This is a genomic window from Flavobacterium sp. WC2416, assembly GCF_041200095.1.
GTDB lineage: Bacteria > Bacteroidota > Bacteroidia > Flavobacteriales > Flavobacteriaceae > Flavobacterium.
The window spans coordinates 199,990-219,862 of record NZ_CP165626.1 but is presented as its reverse complement, the minus strand read 5'-3'; the positions used below and the strand labels follow the sequence as shown (position 1 = coordinate 219,862).

Sequence of the window (19,873 nt, the reverse complement as noted above, 5' to 3'; positions counted from 1 at the left end):
ATTAATATAATAGCTTTTAATTTAGAAACGAATATGAGAAAAATTAAATTAATAATAGGGTTAATGTTGTTTTTCAATATTTTTTCAGGAACGCTTTATGCTCAAACGAAAGCCATTAATACCGAAGATAGCTTGTTGAAAGATTCTATTTATATTGCGAATAAAAAGAAAGTTTCTAATTTTTCATTGAAACAATTTGATCAACTTTTTTTTGAATTTTCTAGTAAAAAAGGAATGCCTGATTTCATATTAACAAAGAAAGAGTTTTATAATTATACCATTCAAATTGGAGCATTCTCCGATAGATTGGCAGTTTTATATCCAGCGGAAAAAGAAGCTGCTGAGGCAAGTAAAAGGAAATGGTTCGCCGAAAGCTATCAAGATTATTTGCTTTCGAAAGCATCACATAAATAATAATTGTATTTTTATAAAATATTAGCCCAATTCAAAACCAAAACATTGAAGCACTATTACTTTTTTTTAGTATTCTTACTTTTTTCTTCCTGCCAATATTTCGAAAAGCAAGTGCCTTCGGAAAAAGAATTGTTGCAAAAAGAGTTGAAAGCCATCAATTGGAAAGAAGTCGATGAATTTCCTTCTTTTGTTGATTGTGATAAATTGGAGAATAAGGAGCGCAGACAACAGTGTTTCTTTACCTTTTTAACTCAACTAATACAGGAAAAATTAAGCAGTGATACCCTTTCAATCTTGTATCCTGAATTAGACACTATCGAAGTAAAAGTCACGATATTTCCAAATGCAAAAATGAAATTTGAGCCACTATTTCCTAAAGATTCAGTTGCTTATGACACCATAAAAATTGATAGTATATTGCATGTTAGGCTCGTTGATTTTCCTAAAGTGAATCCAGCTATAAAACGAGGAATACCTGTGACAACACAATTTATTCTTCCAGTAATTCTTAAAGTAGAATAAATAATGCCTTTTACCTTATCACATCCAGCTATTATTTTACCGTTTTTAAAAAACAAAAAATTGTCAGCTACCGCTTTGATAGTAGGTTCTATGTCACCTGATTTGGAGTATTTCTTCCGAATGAGAATGCAAAGCGAGATCAGTCATACTTTGCTTGGTATATTTCTAATTGATTTTCCCTTGGGCTTTATAGTGATGTTTACTTTTCATGAAATTATAAAAAGACCATTTATAGAGAATACTCCTGTTTTTTTTCAAAAAAGAATGCAAGAATTAAAAGAATCAAATTGGGTTAATTATTTTAAAAATAATATTTTCACCGTTTTAATTTGTTTCTTTTTAGGAGCTGTATCTCATATTTTATGGGATTCTATGACACATTGGGATGGCTTTATGGTTCAAAATTTTTCTTTTTTTAATATAGAAATTTACGGGATCCCTGTATATAAGATTGCACAGCATGTTAGCTCAATAATTGGTTTGATATGGATTGCATATTATATTTATAATTTGCCCGAAAAAAATAAAGATATCAAAAGAATTAACTTGAGTTACTGGTCGATAGCTGTACTTTTTGCTATGGTTTTGATTGCGATGCGATTTTATTTTGGGACAGAATTGGAAAAAATCGGGAATGCCGTTGTGAGTATTATTTCTCCAATGGTGATTGCCATTACTTTGACAGGTTTAATTTTTAGAAATAAAAAAACTATTTAGAAAATGGTCGTCCTTTCCATTCGTATTTTCCAAATAGAGAATATAAGGCCACACTAACACTAAAAAAAGGATAGAATAAACTACTCAGTAGAAGATAAGATGTTTTTTTTGAATTTAAAAAGTGATTGGATTGCAAGATTAAAATGGCATCGACAATAATTTTAAATGCAAGCAAATTTAAAAAAAGAAGACTACTGCTAAAGTGTAAAAGCCCATATCCAAGAGTCCAAATGCAAGCTAAATTACCAGTAAATACAATTATACCTAGTGTTTTTCCAAAAACACTTTGATACGAACTTGTCTTTGAAGCCCAACGCACTCTTTGATAAAATAAGGATTTCCAATCGTCCAAAGGTTTTGTAACTACAATATTATTTTTTGATTTTAGATAATGCACTTGCTTTGGGAATGCAACAATCGCTTTTTGCAATAAAAAGACATCATCACCGCTGGCAATTTTATCATTTCCTTCAAAACCATTTAATTTTTGAAAAAGGGATTTGGTGTAGGCCAAGTTAGCGCCATTGCACATGAACCCTTTTTTTATTCCAAAACTTCCTATTGTGGCGCCTTGTAAACTGGCGATGTCTAGTTGTTGAAACTGATGTAAAAAAGTGTTTTGACAATCGTAAGTCACAGCACCAGCAATCATAGTAACCTTATGCGTTTGAATGTAATTATCGAGAATTAATAACCAGTTTTTATCAACTACACAATCAGCATCAGTGGTAATAATCCAATCCGTTGTTACGGTATTCATTGCCGTTACGATAGCATCTTTTTTTGGCGATTTTGAAATTCTGATGTTGTTTAGTACCGAAACCTGAAAGGTGAAAGTTGGAACCAGAAATTTTTCTTTAGAATCATCATCTACCAGAATTACTTTGAATAAGTTTGTTGGATAATTGAGTTTGGATAAGCTAGCCAGAAGAAGGGGTAAGTTATCGGTTTCATCTCGAAACGGAACAATAATAGTGAATTCCGTCTTTGGTTCTAAGCCAATAGCATCATACTTTTTTATTTTTGTAAAGCCATAAATTAAAGCACCAATAGTTATGAAATAAATGGATAATATGATGATTAAAATAAGCATTATGCAATTTTTTGGGATTTAAAACTCAGTACATAGTAACTACCTATGAATACTGGCAAAACTACATTTAGAAACCACATCAGTGTAGATACAAATATGACAATCCATTCATTTACACCTAATATTCCAAAGAAAAAGATGGCGACACTCCCTTTTACTGCAAAGTCCAAAAACTGAAAAGTAGGTAGCGAGGAAGCTAAGAAATAAACACTAGTTACGGCAGCCATCAAAGTCAAGTAAGGTAAGTCGACATCAAAAGCCAAGAATAGAAAATAATATTGATGCGAAAAAACGAGGTAACGGGAAAAGCCTAATACTATGTTTTTCTGGTGAATTCGTTTTGGTATTTCATTGATTTTATGAATCAGTTTTTCGATAGAATAGCCTTTAATCGCAATTTTTTTCACTGAAAATAACACTATAAATGTTAGTAATAATGCTCCAAAAATAATGGCAACCGTTTTTGTAGTAATCACATTGTATTTAGCATTAAAATACAACAAGCCAAATATTCCTATGATTACTGTCAATACCATTTGGATACCATTGCAAATCAGGTTAAGGAATACTACTTGCTTCGTATCTTGTTTTTCATAGTACAATGCTTTTCCTGCATATTCACCTACACCATTTGGCGTAAAAATTCCCGCTGTTAACGCGGCCAAAACTTGTTTAGTAGCTTCAGATAGGGAAATAGGTTTAATATAGGAAGCCAGGTTTTGCCATTTTAAAATCTCAAAATAGCGATTCAAAACACTCAAAAGTAATATAAAACCAATTCCAAGTACAGATTGGTTCTTTTTGAATTTAACTATAAACTGAACCCAGTCTAGTTTGTCATTATTGGCGAGTTGATTGTAAATGAAATAAAATGCGCCACCCACAATCAAAACTTTGATTAGAAGTACGAGGAATTGCTTAGTTTTGTGAGGAATTGAAATCATGAGTGCAAAGAAACAAAACTTTAAACTTTGAACTTTAAACTTTAAACAAATCTTTTGGCAAAATCTTCTTTCATATTATTATTTCTGGTTCTGTTGTTTATTTCTTGTAAAAAAGGAAAAATTGTAGAAAATTCAGCTGTTTATGTAAGAGTTCATGGAGATAATTCGTGGGGATTTAATGACTCAAAAGGAAATGTGGTTATACCTCTTGGAAAATATACTTTTTTGAATCCTATTGATGAACATAAAATGATTCATGCTATGAAAGGGAATAAATATGGTTATATTGATATTCATCAAAATGAAATCGTCCCCATTATATATGAAGAATTAGATTTGTATTCAGAAGGGCTTGCAGCTGCAAAAATTAAGGGGAAATATGGTTTTTTGGATAGAAAAGGGAAAGAGATTATCGTTTTTCAATTTGAAGAAGTTGAAGACTTTAATCATTTAGGACTAGCCAAAGTTAAGATGGGATCTAAATATGGAATAATTAATGAAAAAGGAGAACCGATTATTTCTTTTGAGTTTCAAAATATTATTTTGTTAGAATCAATTAAGTTAATTGCAGTGTGTAAAAATAATAAATGGGCATTTTATTCAAATTTAGGAAAACAATTATCTGATTTTATTTATGATGAAGTAAGTTTTTCTAAAAGCAGTTTGATTTTAGTAAAGAAGGAAGGGAAAGTAGGATATTTAGATTCTAATTTATTTGATAGAATTCCATTTGGAAAGTATCGTTCGGGAACTATTTTTAATAAAAACGGCTTGGCAATTGTAGCCTTAAAAAACGGTTATGGTGTAATTAATGAAAAAGGGATTCAAATAATTAAAACCGAATTTGATTCTATTGGGTACCTTCAAGAGCAATATAATGAATCAGATAGTTATGTAGGGTTTAAAAATAATAATCTCACTTTATTTGACGAAAAAGGAAATTTAATAATTGATAATGTAAAAGATTATTTTAAGGACTATTCTAAGATAAATAATAAAATCAAAGGAATCTATCAGGTTAAAGGGTTAAATGGACTTACGGGAGTTGTTGATGGCAAAGGGAAACTTTTAATTCCTTTGAAATACCAAGAAATAGAACGATTTGGCGGTTCGAAAAAAACAGTTGTAAAGAAGAATGGGAAATATGGATTGATAGATTCTAATAATAACATAGTGTTGCCGATTGATCATGAATACATCGAATCATATAAAGGAGAACAGTACTATATTATAAAGAAAACGGATCAAGTGGGGATTGTAGATTATAATTTTAAAAAAATATTTGATTTTATTTATCAAGATATTTCACCTTGTACTTATGATAAAGAAAATCGTTTCATTGTTAAGTTAAATGATAGATACGGTGTAATAGATAGATTAGGTAACGTGATTATTCCTTTCGAATATAGTGAAATATCAAATTGGGTGGAGTATGGACCGGGTTCTAATTATCATTTTGTTACAAAAAACCAGAAGTTTGGTTTAATTACAAAAGATGGAAAAGTTGTTATTCCAGTTATTTATGATAAATTATATTATAAAAGTAATCAAACGATTATTTTGGTTAAAAATAAAAAATATGGAGTTGTAACAATAGAAAACAGTCTCGTTATTCCTTTTGACTATGAGATTATTTGCTCTCAATCATTTGCTCCTAATAAAGGTAATGAAGAGTTTTATGTTCGGAAAAAAGAACATTTTTTTGTTATAAACAACAAGAATGAAGTTATTAGAAATAAAATTTCAAGGAAGGAAAAAGAAGTGATAAATTTAGAAATGAAATTTTTAAAATAATAATGGCAAACGAACGCATCATATTAGGAATTGATCCAGGAACCACCATAATGGGGTTTGGTTTAATACGTGTTATCAATAAAAAAATGGAATTTGTACAATTGAACGAATTGCAATTGTCTAAATACGATAACCATTATCAAAAACTAAAAATCATTTTTGAGCGCACTATTGAGTTAATCGACACCCACAATCCAGACGAAATTGCCATTGAAGCACCTTTCTTTGGAAAAAACGTACAGTCAATGTTAAAATTAGGTCGTGCTCAAGGTGTAGCTATGGCTGCGGGATTATCAAGAGATATTCCAATAACGGAATATGAACCCAAGAAAATAAAAATGGCTATTACCGGAAACGGAAACGCCAGTAAAGAGCAAGTGGCCAAAATGCTACAGCAATTATTAGGCTTGAAAGAATTACCCAAGAATCTAGATTCAACCGATGGATTAGCTGCAGCCGTTTGTCACTTTTTTAATTCTGGAAAAGTCGTAGGCACGAAAAGCTATATCGGTTGGGATGCTTTTGTAAAACAAAACGAAGAACGAGTTAAGAAATGAGCGGCATCTACATTCACATACCCTTCTGCAAGCAAGCCTGTCATTACTGCGACTTCCATTTTTCGACTTCCATGAAGAAAAAAGAGGAAATGGTTTTGGCTTTGGTCAAAGAAATTCGCTTACGCAAAAGTGAATCAAGTAACGAGAAGGTGGAGACTATTTATTTTGGAGGTGGTACGCCAAGTGTTATGAGTTCGGATGAAATTGATTTTTTGATTGCGGCAGTTTATGAAAATTATACAGTAATAGAAGATCCTGAAATCACATTGGAAGCCAATCCGGACGACTTGTCAAGCGAACGAATTTTGGAGCTTTCGAAAAGTAAAATCAATAGGTTGAGCATTGGAATTCAGTCTTTTTTTGAAGATGATTTACAAATGATGAACCGCGCGCACAATTCGGTGGAAGCCCGAAAATGTTTGACAGAAGCCACGCAATGTTTTGATAATATTTCGATTGATCTCATCTATGGAGTTCCAGGAATGAGTAATGAAAAATGGCAGCAAAATATTGAAACGGCCTTGTCTTTTGGTATTCCTCATATTTCTAGTTACGCTTTGACGGTAGAGCCCAAAACAGCTTTGAAAAAGTTAATTCAAACTGGAAAAATAGCAGAGCCAAATGACGAAGTCGCTCAAGAACATTTTATGATTCTGGTGGAAACACTTCAAGCAAATGGTTTTATTCATTATGAACTATCCAATTTTGGTAAAGAAGATTACTTTTCTAAAAATAATTCGGCTTACTGGCTAGGTAAAAAGTACATTGGTATAGGACCTTCAGCTCACAGTTATGATGGGATTTCTCGTAGTTGGAATATTGCTAATAATCCGTTGTATATAAAGTCAATTAATTTGAATCAATTGCCAAATGAGATTGAAATTTTATCCCTTTCTGATCGATATAATGAGTATATTATGACAGGATTGCGAACGATTTGGGGCGTTTCTTTAGACAGAATTGAATCAGAATTTGGACCAACTTATTTGGATTATTTAAAGAAACAAGGACAAAAATATTTGGATGACGATTTACTTTTGATAGAAAATAACATTTTGAAACCTACTAAAAAAGGAAAGTTTCTGACTGATGGAATTGCAAGTGATTTGTTTATCCTGAACTAGTTTCAGGATCTGTTGAACTAGTTTCAGGATCTGTTGAACTATTTTAGGGTGAAACTTTTTAATTTTTATTATGGAAAAAGGATTTACATATATCTTGACTAATAAGAACCATACTGTTATATATGTTGGCGCCACTAAAAATTTAAAAAACAGAATTGATTGTCATAGAAACGGTACTGGCGAGCTTTTCACAAAAAAATATAATGCAACTATTTTGATTTATTTTGAAGAATTTTGTAATTCTTCGGAAGCGTTTAAAAGAGAAAAACAATTGAAGAATTGGCATAAAGATTGGAAATGGAATTTAGCAAAATTATCTAATCCTGAATTAAAAGATTTATATTTGATATTATAAAAGTATCTCAAGATGAGATGCTGAAATAAATTCAGCATAAATGAAAACTACCATTCAACACAACAATACAACATTTCAAGTCGATTTGTCAAAACCCATTGATATTTCTATTCCACTAACTAATACTGATGAAAATCCAATTGCGTGGTATATTAGTAAACCCGTAATGGAACCCGTGAAATTTGATGAATGGATAGGGAAAGTTGCATCAGGAATGTCTTCAACTAATTTCAATAACATTCAATTCAATCCGCATGGTCACGGTACGCATACGGAATGCTTGGGTCATATTACCCATGATTTTTATAGTGTAAACCAATCTTTGAAAAAATTCTTTTATATAGCAGAATTGATTTCAGTAGAGCCGGAATTGATTAATGGCGATTTGGTAGTCACTAAAAATCAGATTGAAAATGCCTTAAATGGGAAAACACCTGAAGCTGTTGTAATTAGAACTTTACCTAATAACGTAAACAAACTTTCCAAAAAATACTCCCATACGAATCCGCCCTATTTGGCTGAAGATGCGGCAGGTTTCATTTGCGAAAGCGGCATTCAACATTTATTGATTGATTTACCAAGTGTAGATAAAGAAAAAGATGAGGGGAAACTTTTGGCTCACAAAGCCTTTTGGAATGTAACGGATGTTAAAAATTTGAATGCAGATGCAAGATTGGATAGTACCATAACCGAAATGATTTTTGTTGCTGATGAAGTGCAGGATGGAAGTTATTTGTTGAACTTACAAATTGCCTCTTTTGAAAATGATGCCAGTCCCAGTAAACCCGTTTTGTATAAAATATGATAACCATTTCTACAGTAAAAAGTAAATTAGATGTTCCTTTCATTCAGCACTTTTTGAAAGACATTTATTGGGCCGCCGGACGTACAATCGAAGAAGTTCAAACAACGATTGACCATTCGTTTTGTTTTGGTATTTATTTAAATGACCAGCAAATTGGTTTTGCCAGGGTAATTACGGATTATGTTGTTTTTGCTTATGTGATGGATGTTTTTATCACTGAGGAACATCGTGGCAAAGGGTATTCTTCTCTTTTAATCGAAGAGATGATGAAAGAACCAAAACTGCAAGAGGTAAAGATTTGGCGTTTGGCCACATCTGACGCCCATTTTTTATATAAAAAATTTGGATTCAATGCATTAGCATGTCCAGAAAAGATGATGGAAAAAACAATCAAATGAAAACAATACTCAAACTAGAAGAATTAGGCTTATTCGTTTTTGGAATCTTTCTTTTCAGCCAACTGGATTATGCTTGGTGGTGGTTTTTGGTTCTGATTTTGGTTCCTGATTTCTCTATGATTGGTTATGCTTTTGGTAATAAATCTGGAGCTGTGGCCTATGATTTATTTCATCATAGAGGTATTGCTGTACTTGTTTATTTAATTGGAATTTACAGTTCGAATCAAGTTGTTCAGCTTATTGGGATTATTTTATTTGCCCATTCTTCCATGGATAGAATGTTTGGATATGGGTTAAAATATGATACTGGATTTAAATTTACACATTTAGGTGAAATAGGTAAAAAATAAAATTATGAATTTAGAAAGTTATTATCAATATTGCTTGTCTAAAAAAGGTGTGACGGACCATTTTCCTTTTGATGAAGACACTTTAGTTTTTAAAGTTGGGGGGAAAGTATTTGCTTTAAGCTCTTTAAAAAAGTGGGAAATTGGCGAGCCGTCTGTCAATTTAAAATGTAATCCGGATTATGCACAGGAATTACGTGCGCAGTACGAAGCTATTGAGCCAGGGTTTCATATGAATAAGAAACATTGGAATACCATTGCTATAAATCAAGAAGTTCCAGATACGCTTGTTAAAGAGTTAATAGATCACTCGTATGATTTGGTTTTTAAGAGTTTGACTAAGAAAATTCAAGAAGAGATTTAAAAAAGAGTAAAACCATTCGTCGACACTTTATTACGATTGAACTATAGTATTTTTTTAATTAACGAAAATTAAATTCATTGTTTTTATAATTATAGTACTTTTAAAGTCCACGAATTATATATAAAACAAATGAACAGATCCCTAAATATTTTATTAATTGAAGATGACGCAATTGAAGTAATGAAATTCAATAGAGTTTTAAGTACGATGGATTTAAAACATAAAATAATTGAAGCAAATAACGGTGAAGAAGCACTAACCATTTTAAAGGTTAAAGAGATCATACCGGATATCATTATATTAGATTTGAATATGCCTAAAATTAATGGGATTGAATTTTTAGAGATTTTAAAAGGAGATGATCATTTAAAATATATTCCATCTGTAATTTTAACAACTTCTAATAATCGGAAGGATGTTATGGAATGTTATCGAATAGGAATTGCAGGTTATCTATTGAAACCTCTTAAGTATGATGATTATGTGGATCGAATAAAAAAATTAATCGACTATTGGAGTTGTAATGAATTAATATCTCAGTAAAATATGTACGGAATTGTAAATAAAGCAATTGAAGAGTTGGTTGTTGCTAATTTTGGAGAAGATAAATGGGATGCTATTAAAATTCGTAGCGGTATAGATATTGATTATTTTATAAGTAGCGAACCTTATGATGACGACATTACTTTTAAGTTAGCTCAGGCCGTTTCTGAAGAAATGGGAATGACATTAAGTGCCGTTTTAATTGCATTTGGTGAATGGTGGGTTATAAAAACAACTAAAGAAAAATATGGTGGTTTAATGGAAGCCGGCGGAGATGATTTAAGAGAGTTTTTAATAAATTTACCACTCTTCCATAATCGGGTCATGCTTATTTACCCTAAATTGACACCTCCGGAATTTAAAGTAAGCGATATTACTAAAAACAGTATTAATTTACATTATTTGTCAAAAAGAGAAGGGCTTCAAGATTTTGTTAGAGGTTTAATTCAAGGATTAGGGATAATGTATAATACGCCAGTTACTATTAATTTAATCCAAAGTCGTGACGAAGGCAGCCCACATGAAATTTTTAATGTAATTTGGTAAAAAAAGGATGAAAAAGGTAGAATTTAATTTTGATGAAGATAGTTTCAATAAACTATTCCCTTTTTATATTCTAATTAGTTCAGATTTAAAAATAAAAGGGTTTGGTAAAAGTTTAGCAAAGACTTTACCATTGATTAGACTGAATGATGATTTTGCGACCTCTTTTAGAGTTAAAAGACCCCAGATTGACACTCCTACTTTTGAAAACTTAGTAGCTATTTTTAATCAATTAGTAGTAATAGAAGCAACGGCTGAATCTATTGATTTGAGAGGCCAATTTCAGGAACATAACGGAGCTATCTTATTTGTTGGATCTCCGTGGTTTGTTTCTATGAATCAAGTGAGGGAAAGAAAATTAACACTACACGATTTTGCTTTCCATGATCCTTTATTGGATTTATTACATGTGCTAAAGACGCAAGAAATTACTACCCAAGAATTAAAAGAATTATTAATTAAAATTAATAATCAAAAAAAAGCATTAAAAAGCGATCAAGAGGAGTTAAATCGACTATCACTTGTGGCAAGTGCTAATGAGAATGGAGTTGTTTTTACTAAACCTAATGGTGAAATTTTTTGGTGTAATGAATCCTATTTAAAATTGACTGGTTTTTCAAGAGAGGAAGTAATTGGGAAAACACCTATTCAACTTGGTAAATGTGATGAAACCAGTGAAGAAGAGTTACTTAAAATGGTAGTTCCGTTCATAAATGGGGATCTGTTTAATGTTGAACACCTTCATCGCCGAAAAAACGGTGATAACTTTTGGGTTAAAACTAAGGGGCAACCTATATTAGACTCCGATGGAAAAGTATTAGAATACTTTGCCATGATTGAAGATATAACCGAAAAAAAGAATGCTGATTTTAAATTAATTGAATCAGAGGATCGACTTTCATTTTTAATACGGAATCTACAAACGGGTATTATTTTAGAAGATGAAAACAGAAAGCTTTTATTGACGAATAAAAAATTTTGCTCCATGTTTGATTTTGAAGAAGATCCAGATGTTTTAATAGGGATGGACTGTTCAAATTCAGTAGAAGATTCTAAACGATTTTTCAAAAACCCAGATTTGTATACGGAGCGACTTAGAAATGTTTTTAAAAGTAAAAAATCTACTTTTAATGAAGTGTTGGAACTTGTTGATGGTCGGTTTTTTGAGCGAAGCTATATTCCTATTTTTAGAGATGGTATTTATAAAGGAAACCTTAGGGCGTACGTAGATATTACTTTAAAAAAGAAACACGAAGAGATATTACGAAACGAAAAAGAGAAATACAGTAACATTATTGCCAACATGAACTTAGGTTTGATTGAAGTTGATCAAGATGAAAGGATTGTTTTAGCCAATAATAGTTTTTGCGATTTTAGTGGATATAGCTTAAAAGAGTTAATTGGTAAAGAAGCATCAAGTTTACTTTTTACAAATGAAAGTAAGGAATTAATTAAGGCTAAAAATGCATTAAGGATTAAAGGGGTTACGGATTCTTATGAAATACAGGTAAAGAATAAAAGTGGAGAACTAAGACATTGGTTAGTCAGTGGTGCACCAAATTATGATATAAAGGGTGAAGTGACAGGGTCTATAGGGATTCATTTAGATATAACGGAACAGAAAGAACAGGAAGAAAAGCTTTATTTGTTATCCTTGATAGCTGAGAAAAATATAAATGCAGTTATCATCTCAGATATAGAGGGTAAAATTGAATGGGTTAACTCCAGTTTTGAAAAAATGTCTGGATATTCTAAAGAGGAATTGGTTGGAATAAAACCAGGCCATTTATTACAAGGGGAAGAAACAAATCTAGAAACAGTTCATTATTTGAAAAATCAAATAAGAAAAGGACAACCTTTTACATGTGAAATTATAAATTATTCCAAAGCTGGAGAGAAATATTGGGTAAAAATTCAAGGTCAAGCTTTGTATAATAAAAAAGGAGAAATAGTTCGGTTTTTTGCAATTGAAGAGAACATAACCAATAAGAAATTATTAGAAAATCAAAGAGAAGAATTAGTAGCCAGTTTAGCAAAATCAAATAAAGAACTAGAGGATTATGCACAAATAGTATCACATGATTTAAAATCACCTATGCGTAGTATACATTCTTTAATCTCATGGATTAAAGAAGATAATGACAAAGCCTTTAGTGAGCAAACCTTACAGTATTTTTCAATGATTGAAAATAAAGTAGAAAAAATGGATCATTTAATTGAAGGAATCTTGACTTATTCTAAAATTGATAAAGAAGAGATGGCCATTGAAAAGGTAAATACACAACAAATTATTCAAAGTATAATTGATATTATCCATATTCCCCAGCACATTACGATCACTATAAAAAACACCTTGCCAGTAATTAATGCTGATCGGTATAGGATCCAGCAATTGTTTCAAAACATAATTGGGAATGCTGTAAATTATATTGAGAGAACAGTAGGTTTAGTTGAGATTTCTTCGGAAGAATTTGATTCTTACTATGTTTTTTCTATTAAAGATAATGGGGTTGGAATTGCAAAAAAACACCACGATAAAATATTTAATACTTTCCAGTCGTATTCCACAAATGAACATTCAACAGGACTAGGTTTATCTATAGTTAAAAAAATTATAGAAACGTATAATGGAGAAATTTGGATTGAAAGTGAAGAAGGAGTAGGTTCAACTTTTTTCATAAAACTTAATAAATAAATAATGAAAATCATTCAAGCTTCTAAAATTGAAAATCAAGAATGGAACTATTTTCAGCCGAAAAAAGTATTAAACAACCCTTTAGTATTGGTTTTTGGGAATCGAATTCTTTTAGAAAAGGAAGAAATCATAAATAATATTAGGCAAGAATTCCCGTATGAACATATTGTTTTTGGGTCAACATCGGGAGAAATATTATGTTGTAATGTAAACGACAATTCGATCTCTGTAACTGCAATTGAATTTGAAAAAGGTTCCTTTATTGTTGAAAGAGAAAATATTCTAGACTATGATAAAAACGCAAAAAAACTAGGTGAAACACTCTATCATAAAATTCCAAAAAAGAATTTAAAACACTTATTTGTTTTATCAGAAGGGAGTTTTGTAAATGGAAGTTCTTTAATAAACGGTTTAGAAAGTGATGTTGATTTAGCAGTGTCTATAACAGGTGGTATGTGTGGTGATGATGCCCGTTTTGAAAAAACTCTAGCTTCCTATAAAGAGAATCCAAAAGAAGGTGAAGTTATTTTAATTGGGTTTTATGGCGAAACTTTGGAAGTCTCTTATGCTAGCTTTGGCGGATGGATTCCGTTTGGACCTGAACGCATAATAACAAAATCAGAAGCGAATATTCTTTATGAAATTGATGGACAGCCTGCGCTAGATTTATATAAAAAATACTTAGGTGATAAAGCGGAAGAGTTACCGCAAGCTTCTCTATTATATCCTTTAAATGTAACTCCTGAAGGAAAAAAAGAACCTGTAGTGCGTACGATTTTGAATATTGATAACGAGAATCATTCCATGACTTTAGCGGGAGATGTTCCAATGAATTCAAAAGTTCAATTAATGATGGCTTCCGTTGATGGTATTGCAAATGGAGCACATATTGCAGCTGAATTTGCTATGAAAAACAGAAGGAACGCTCCAGAAATTGCAATATTGGTTAGTTGTATAGGCCGAAAATTAGTGATGAATCAAAGGGTAGAAGAAGAAGTTGAGCAAGTTAGAGAGTCAATTGGAGAGAAAATACCAATGACGGGGTTTTACTCCTATGGAGAAATGGCCCCTTTTAATGGAAGTGCCTCCTGTGAACTGCACAATCAAACAATGACATTAACCTTAATAAGTGAATAATGAACCCATTACTAAAAAGGCAAATTGATAAAAAACTAAAAGGAGGATTGAATGATCTGGATCTTTTTCTAGATGCAATTGATGATTCATACAAAAATTTTGAAGATCAGATCGCATTATTGCAAAGAGCTATGAAAATTAGTTCTGATGAGCTTTTTGAAGCCAATCAAAAATTACGAGATGAGGCAGAGAGTCTAAAAGAAGTGAATAAAAACCTTGAATTTATTCTTAATTCAATGAGCCTTGACGAAGGAATTGTTTCAAAAACAGCCGTTTTTAATTCGTCGGATTACATTAAACAACAATCTATAGAAATTGTAAAAATCAATAAACAAAGAGAGGAATTGTTAATGAATCTTGAAAAACAAAATCAGGAATTAAATGAGTATGCTCATATGGTTTCACATGATTTGAAAGCACCTTTGCGAAGTATTGACACGCTAATCAATTGGTTTATGGAGGATAACCCAGAAATGATGAATGAAGTTAATATTAAATCGTTAAATCTAATACTCTCTAATGTGGAGAAGATGGATTTATTGATTAAAGGAATTTTAGATTATTCATCAATAGAAAAACAAGAGGCAGAGAATAGAGTAATAGATTTGAATAATTTGGTAGACGAGATTTTAAGAACAATTCATATTCCGGATCATGCTGATGTTACTGTAAAAAATCAATTACCTAAGGTGTATGGTAATGACTTTAGATTCAAACAGTTATTTCAAAATCTAATTCAAAATGCCTTAAAATATAATGATAAAGAAAAGATTTTGATTGACATTGGTCATTCAGAAAAGGATAATGAGTTCTGTTTTTTCATTAAAGACAATGGAATAGGAATACCAAAACAATATCAAACTAAAATTTTCGATATTTTTTCTAAATTGGAAAACAATGATCCTTCATCAGGAATTGGACTTTCTATTGTGAAAAAAATTATAGATTTATATAAAGGGAAAATTTGGCTTGAAAGCCAAGAAAATAGTGGAACAATTTTTTATTTTACAATAGCTAAAGAAAATGGAACAGCCTAATTTGAATTATATAAACGAGCTCTCAGGAGACAATTTGGAATTTAAGAATAAAATAATAGGGATTCTCAAAAAAGAGCTACCACAGGAAATTATAGTTTATGATGGAGAATTTAAAAAGGGCAATTATTTATTAGTGGCACAATCTGTACATAAATTAAAACATAAAATATCTATACTTGGTTTAGAAAAAAGTTATTATATTGCTGAAGAATATGAAAATAACTTAAAAAAGAACTCAACAGATTTGAATGCTGATTTTGAAAATATTTTAAAAAGCATGGAAGAATTTGTAGATCATTTGTAACACTCTTTGACTTATGAATTGCATTATAATTGACGATGAAGAAATGGCAAGAGCAATTATTGCACAATTCATTTCAAAGAATACAGAGCTAACAATTGAAAGTGAATTTTCAAATGCTTTGCAGGCTATCAAATATTTAAATCAAAATGATGTTGATTTAATATTTTTGGACATTCATATGCCTGATTTTACTGGTTTTGATTTTATTCAAACGATCAAAAATCCACCCAAAGTAATTTTAGTTACTTCAGATAAAAACTTTGCCATAGAAGCATTCGAATATGAATGTATAGTAGATTATTTAGTAAAACCTATTACTGAAGAGCGTTTTCAAAAAGCAATTCAAAAAGCAAGCGCATATAAAATAAATTCAAACTCAAAAGAAACTACCGTTGTTGCTGAGGACAACGTAAATGAATTTTATATCAATATTGACCGAAGGTTGATTAAAATTGAAATGGCTTCTGTTAATATTGTTGAAGCCAAAGGAGACTATATTCATATAAAAACGGAGGGTAAAAATTATATTGTGCACTCTACGCTTAAAAAGATTGAAGATAAATTACCTAAAGATTTATTTTTAAAAGTGCACCGTTCTTTTATAATTAACACTAAAAAAATCATTGATATTGAAGATAATAGTGTCTTAATTGCCAAAGATGTAATTCCTGTAAGCCGGGCCAATAGACCTGAATTAATGAAAAGGTTAAATCTACTATAATCGATTCATCGTCATTAAACCGCATTTCAACTATAGTAAATACGGACTAAACTAATAGTTAATTTTAGATCACATTGATTTCATAATTTCGAGTAATAAATTTAGATAATTTAAACTTGAAATCTATGATCAACTCTACTCAATATAAAAACGGAAATTCTTTTTTAGGTATTTTTACTTTTATTTCTTTCTTGTTGCTTTTTGGATTTGTAAGTAAATTAAGTGCTCAAACCGCACCAAATTTTGGATCGGTAGCTAAATTTGTACTTTTTTCTGGAAATGGAGCAGTATCAAATACGGGAAGCTCTACTTTAAAAGGAAATGTTGGAGCAAATATTGGAGCAGTAACTGGATTTCAATCTCCTACAACAATAGATGGAACTATAGAAAATGTAAATGCGCTTACAGCACAAGCTGCTTTAGACTTGAAAGCAGTTTGTATTCAATTGCAAAATACTATAGCAACAAACACAACCCACAGCACAATTTACGGAAATGGAGAAACGCTAGTTCCAGGTGTATATTCTGCTGGAGCAGCAGCATCCATCGCTGGTACTCTTACGTTAGATGCTCAAGGAAATCCAAATGCTTTGTTTATTTTTAAAATTGGAGGAGCGCTTACGACAGCTGCTGGCGCTACCGTTACTTTGAGGAATGGTGCTGTAGCAGCCAATGTTATTTGGATTGCAAACGGGGCAATTGCTATGGCTGCGGGTACTACTATGAATGGTACTTTAATTGGATATGATGGCGCGGTTTCTATGGGTGCGGGTGGTATTCTTAACGGAAGGATGTTTTCTAATGTTGGAGCTGTTTCTGTATATGGAACAATAGCAACAATTCCTCCAGTACATTTATCTTATAGCTTTTTAGGTCCCTATACTTCAGATGGAACACCACAATATTTTGCAACGAGTGACGTAGTAAATTCATCAACGATAGATCTAGTTAAAAATTCATTACCAGAAAGTTTTCCAGTTCCAGTCTATAACCCACAATACATTTCTTCGGGTTATGATACGGATTTAGTTTTGGAAAAAGCAGCTGATGTATGGGTTACCTTTATTAGTGAGGGGGCAGGATATAGAAATGTGCTTGGTTTTTATACATACGATATAAATAATCCACCAACCACTGTACCAACAGTTGATCAAATAACGATAGTTTTTCCTAACGTATCTGGAGCTGGAAGTGGTGGGAGTTTAATTGCGGGAAATAAAGTAAAGATTGGAACTTTTACTGCTGGTACAGGGATTGGTTGGGTTTTATTAGCCAATGGATGGGATGGAACTAAAGTAACTCCAGGATTATGGCAGTTATTCTCTAATCCTAATTTTAATCCAGAAGCAACGGCTGCTTTAAGACAGCACAACGTGCTTTTAAGCGATCCTGCTAATGAGAGAATTATTCTTGGTTTTGAAGATATTAGAAGAGATTATTCTTCTTGTGATAATGATTTTAATGATGCGGTTTTTTACGTTTCGGCAAATCCTTTTGATGCGATAAGAATTAATAATGTTGCTGATGTGAGTATTGCGGCAAAGGTGACGTCGGGTAATAACGGTGGTTTGGAGAGTAATGGTGATTTGGCTACATTAATTGCTAAAAGAAATTTTAACAGAATCAAGGCTAACAGTTTTGCTGATAAAAAAACAACACAAAAAAAGTTCATTTCTTCTTCCATCACTGCTAAAACATCAGGTTCAAGTGTTGATTTTTCAACCATTATCCCAAATACAGGTATGTTTGGTACAGAAACAACTTATGTTTCCAGTCCTACTGATTTAATTGGAATTACAAATGCTAGTCAAGTATATTCAGTTGATTATTATGAAGGTGATAACCGGTTGGCAGCTGTATTAGCAACTGCAACTACGGGATCTATTTATGGACATTCAAAAGCAATTTGTGATCGTTTGAATAATTCCTCTTTGGAAGATATTAGAACCATTAATTTAAATGGGTACGAAATAATTATGGCCAAATTAAAAAGAGCCAATGGGGAGATGGAATATGCTTTGAATTTTTCGATCCAAGACTTAGGTGCCGAAAATAAACTACATAGTTATTGGAATATTGACCAATATCCGAAAGGAGATTACCTTAATTTTCAAGTTTGGGGTTCATCAATGGGACAAATTTGTAGCATTACAAATGCTATTCTAACTAAATTTCAACAACAAGGAACCTTGTCTTCAGATGCAGTTGATAATAGAATTCCAACTGTTTTTGTAAAAAAAGGGTTGTATAGTAACGGTAAACTGTATTTGACATTAATTAATAAATCTAAAAATACCAATGTGTCTTTTCAAGGCAATAAAAAAACAACCGAATTGACTACTTCTGATTTTGTGGATCAAAATATATCTTTAACTGGTGCTTACGAAGAGCATGTTGAAGTAGAATTAGGAAGGTTATTTGACATTGGATTTTCAATAATTGGGGATACATCAAAACAGCTAGACGCCTTATATTTAGCAGATGGCCCTTGGGGTTTAGATTATTCTAAAACGGAGACTACAATTACATCTTATGGGATTGACAATGATGCTAATGACGCTATTGCAACAGATGAATATGGTATTGAAAGAAATACATCTGTTACAGGAGAGCTATATGGTACATTGAATGTGTTTAGAAACATTCTTCCTGGTGAATTAGTATTTGATGCTAGTTTATATTCTACTGTAGGTTTTGCGGTTCATAATTCATTGCCTATTGAGGTTGTTTTGGTAACGGAAAATACAACAGACTGGAATAACAGATTGCGTTTTCAAATACCTGTAAATACTTCTACTGCCGAAATGAATATTCTATTAGATCAGTTTACAAATCCTCAAGGGCAGAAATACACTAATGAAAAAATCAAAGGGATTGTGTTTTCTGTTCAAGGAGATTACAAGGTTTTTCAACCGTTTGCAGTTAACGTTTCCCAGTTAACATTTAAAAATGCAAGCACCTTAAGCGTACCTAGTTTTGTTACTTCTAATGCTAAAAATATTTACATCTACCCTAATCCTTGTGTGCAATCTACGACAATTGTATTGCCTAAGGTTACCGAAAGTGCTCATGTACAAATTGTAGATATGACAGGAAGAATCGTAAGTAGTAAAAATGTTATTCCTTATAATAATGAGATTACAATGGGATTAGACAACTTGAGTAAAGGAGTTTATTTATTTATTGTAACTACTGAAGAAAAAGAACAATTCCAAAACAAATTTTTAATCAATTAGTTAATTAAGATTTTTGTTTAAAAGGCTGCCAACCACGGGCAGCCTTTTTTATTGACCTAATTGCTATACATTTCATTACGCTACTATCTAAATATTTGATTGTTACTGGTGTTTTAATTTTTTGTAGCTAAAAAAGTACATTTAAATCGTATTAGTGTATTTAATCGTTTTAATTATGTATTTGAGCTGATTTTTATTATTTTAGGTAAAGAAATTTAATAAG

21 protein-coding genes are annotated in these 19,873 nt (G+C 31.5%); 19 read left to right on the top strand and 2 right to left on the bottom strand.

Annotated elements, in window-relative coordinates; all coding sequences use genetic code 11:
- The first annotated feature begins 33 nt into the window (after positions 1 to 33).
- From AB3G39_RS00930 to AB3G39_RS00920, 3 genes are read left to right on the top strand one after another with little or no spacing between them, the layout of a single operon-like run.
- Entirely contained in the window at positions 34 to 414 is a 381-nt protein-coding gene (locus AB3G39_RS00930; protein ID WP_367773145.1) for a hypothetical protein, read from the top strand.
- Between the two features lie 45 nt (positions 415 to 459).
- A complete protein-coding gene (locus AB3G39_RS00925; protein ID WP_367773147.1) occupies positions 460 to 936 on the top strand; it encodes a hypothetical protein in 477 nt (158 codons plus the stop codon).
- Positions 937 to 939: 3 nt separating this feature from the next.
- Complete coding sequence (locus AB3G39_RS00920) at positions 940 to 1,653, top strand: DUF4184 family protein (RefSeq protein ID WP_369765804.1); 714 nt, start codon at positions 940 to 942, stop codon at positions 1,651 to 1,653.
- Here AB3G39_RS00920 and AB3G39_RS00915 read toward each other — a convergent pair.
- Together AB3G39_RS00915 and AB3G39_RS00910 are read right to left on the bottom strand one after the other, a co-directional pair.
- Positions 1,646 to 2,749 carry a glycosyltransferase gene (locus tag AB3G39_RS00915; RefSeq protein ID WP_369766254.1) on the bottom strand — a complete coding sequence of 368 codons (1,104 nt, stop codon included), beginning with the start codon at positions 2,747 to 2,749 and terminating at the stop codon, positions 1,646 to 1,648. The genes AB3G39_RS00920 and AB3G39_RS00915 overlap by 8 nt on opposite strands.
- On the bottom strand, positions 2,746 to 3,690 hold the full coding sequence (locus tag AB3G39_RS00910) for a hypothetical protein (RefSeq protein ID WP_369752989.1): 945 nt from the start codon (positions 3,688 to 3,690) through the stop codon (positions 2,746 to 2,748). Before AB3G39_RS00910 ends, AB3G39_RS00915 begins: the two co-directional genes overlap by 4 nt.
- A 54-nt stretch (positions 3,691 to 3,744) precedes the next feature.
- Here AB3G39_RS00910 and AB3G39_RS00905 point away from each other — a divergent pair, with 54 nt between their 5' ends.
- The 16 genes from AB3G39_RS00905 to AB3G39_RS00830 all read left to right on the top strand — a co-directional run bounded on the left by AB3G39_RS00905 (position 3,745) and on the right by AB3G39_RS00830 (position 19,650).
- Positions 3,745 to 5,484, top strand: coding sequence for a WG repeat-containing protein (locus AB3G39_RS00905; protein WP_369765803.1), 1,740 nt, complete (start codon positions 3,745 to 3,747; stop codon positions 5,482 to 5,484).
- A gap of 2 nt (positions 5,485 to 5,486) precedes the next feature.
- Positions 5,487 to 6,041: a crossover junction endodeoxyribonuclease RuvC gene (ruvC, locus tag AB3G39_RS00900; RefSeq protein ID WP_369765802.1), complete on the top strand. Its 555-nt coding sequence runs from the start codon at positions 5,487 to 5,489 to the stop codon at positions 6,039 to 6,041.
- Positions 6,038 to 7,165 carry a radical SAM family heme chaperone HemW gene (gene hemW, locus AB3G39_RS00895; RefSeq protein ID WP_369765801.1) on the top strand — a complete coding sequence of 376 codons (1,128 nt, stop codon included), beginning with the start codon at positions 6,038 to 6,040 and terminating at the stop codon, positions 7,163 to 7,165. Before ruvC ends, hemW begins: the two co-directional genes overlap by 4 nt.
- 70 nt (positions 7,166 to 7,235) lie before the next feature.
- Entirely contained in the window at positions 7,236 to 7,520 is a 285-nt protein-coding gene (locus AB3G39_RS00890) for a GIY-YIG nuclease family protein (RefSeq protein ID WP_369765800.1), read from the top strand.
- Between the two features lie 40 nt (positions 7,521 to 7,560).
- On the top strand, positions 7,561 to 8,325 hold the full coding sequence (locus AB3G39_RS00885; protein ID WP_369752993.1) for a cyclase family protein: 765 nt from the start codon (positions 7,561 to 7,563) through the stop codon (positions 8,323 to 8,325).
- Positions 8,322 to 8,723: a GNAT family N-acetyltransferase gene (locus AB3G39_RS00880; protein WP_369765799.1), complete on the top strand. Its 402-nt coding sequence runs from the start codon at positions 8,322 to 8,324 to the stop codon at positions 8,721 to 8,723. The genes AB3G39_RS00885 and AB3G39_RS00880 overlap by 4 nt, the downstream gene beginning before the upstream one ends.
- Positions 8,720 to 9,073, top strand: a complete 354-nt coding sequence (locus AB3G39_RS00875) for a DUF4260 domain-containing protein (protein ID WP_367773163.1) — start codon at positions 8,720 to 8,722, stop codon at positions 9,071 to 9,073. The genes AB3G39_RS00880 and AB3G39_RS00875 overlap by 4 nt, the downstream gene beginning before the upstream one ends.
- 4 nt (positions 9,074 to 9,077) lie before the next feature.
- Positions 9,078 to 9,434 carry an MmcQ/YjbR family DNA-binding protein gene (locus AB3G39_RS00870; protein WP_367773165.1) on the top strand — a complete coding sequence of 119 codons (357 nt, stop codon included), beginning with the start codon at positions 9,078 to 9,080 and terminating at the stop codon, positions 9,432 to 9,434.
- A gap of 129 nt (positions 9,435 to 9,563) precedes the next feature.
- Positions 9,564 to 9,977: a response regulator gene (locus AB3G39_RS00865; RefSeq protein ID WP_369752994.1), complete on the top strand. Its 414-nt coding sequence runs from the start codon at positions 9,564 to 9,566 to the stop codon at positions 9,975 to 9,977.
- Positions 9,978 to 9,980: 3 nt separating this feature from the next.
- On the top strand, positions 9,981 to 10,523 hold the full coding sequence (locus AB3G39_RS00860) for a heme NO-binding domain-containing protein (protein ID WP_367773169.1): 543 nt from the start codon (positions 9,981 to 9,983) through the stop codon (positions 10,521 to 10,523).
- Between the two features lie 7 nt (positions 10,524 to 10,530).
- On the top strand, positions 10,531 to 13,215 hold the full coding sequence (locus AB3G39_RS00855; RefSeq protein ID WP_369765797.1) for a PAS domain S-box protein: 2,685 nt from the start codon (positions 10,531 to 10,533) through the stop codon (positions 13,213 to 13,215).
- A gap of 3 nt (positions 13,216 to 13,218) precedes the next feature.
- Entirely contained in the window at positions 13,219 to 14,352 is a 1,134-nt protein-coding gene (locus AB3G39_RS00850; RefSeq protein ID WP_367773173.1) for an FIST signal transduction protein, read from the top strand.
- Positions 14,352 to 15,389, top strand: a complete 1,038-nt coding sequence (locus tag AB3G39_RS00845; RefSeq protein ID WP_369752996.1) for an ATP-binding protein — start codon at positions 14,352 to 14,354, stop codon at positions 15,387 to 15,389. Before AB3G39_RS00850 ends, AB3G39_RS00845 begins: the two co-directional genes overlap by 1 nt.
- A complete protein-coding gene (locus tag AB3G39_RS00840; protein WP_367773177.1) occupies positions 15,376 to 15,693 on the top strand; it encodes an Hpt domain-containing protein in 318 nt (105 codons plus the stop codon). The genes AB3G39_RS00845 and AB3G39_RS00840 overlap by 14 nt, the downstream gene beginning before the upstream one ends.
- A 13-nt stretch (positions 15,694 to 15,706) precedes the next feature.
- Positions 15,707 to 16,414, top strand: coding sequence for a LytR/AlgR family response regulator transcription factor (locus AB3G39_RS00835; RefSeq protein WP_367773179.1), 708 nt, complete (start codon positions 15,707 to 15,709; stop codon positions 16,412 to 16,414).
- A gap of 125 nt (positions 16,415 to 16,539) precedes the next feature.
- Positions 16,540 to 19,650, top strand: a complete 3,111-nt coding sequence (locus AB3G39_RS00830) for an ice-binding family protein (protein WP_369769638.1) — start codon at positions 16,540 to 16,542, stop codon at positions 19,648 to 19,650.
- Positions 19,651 to 19,873: the final 223 nt, after the last annotated feature.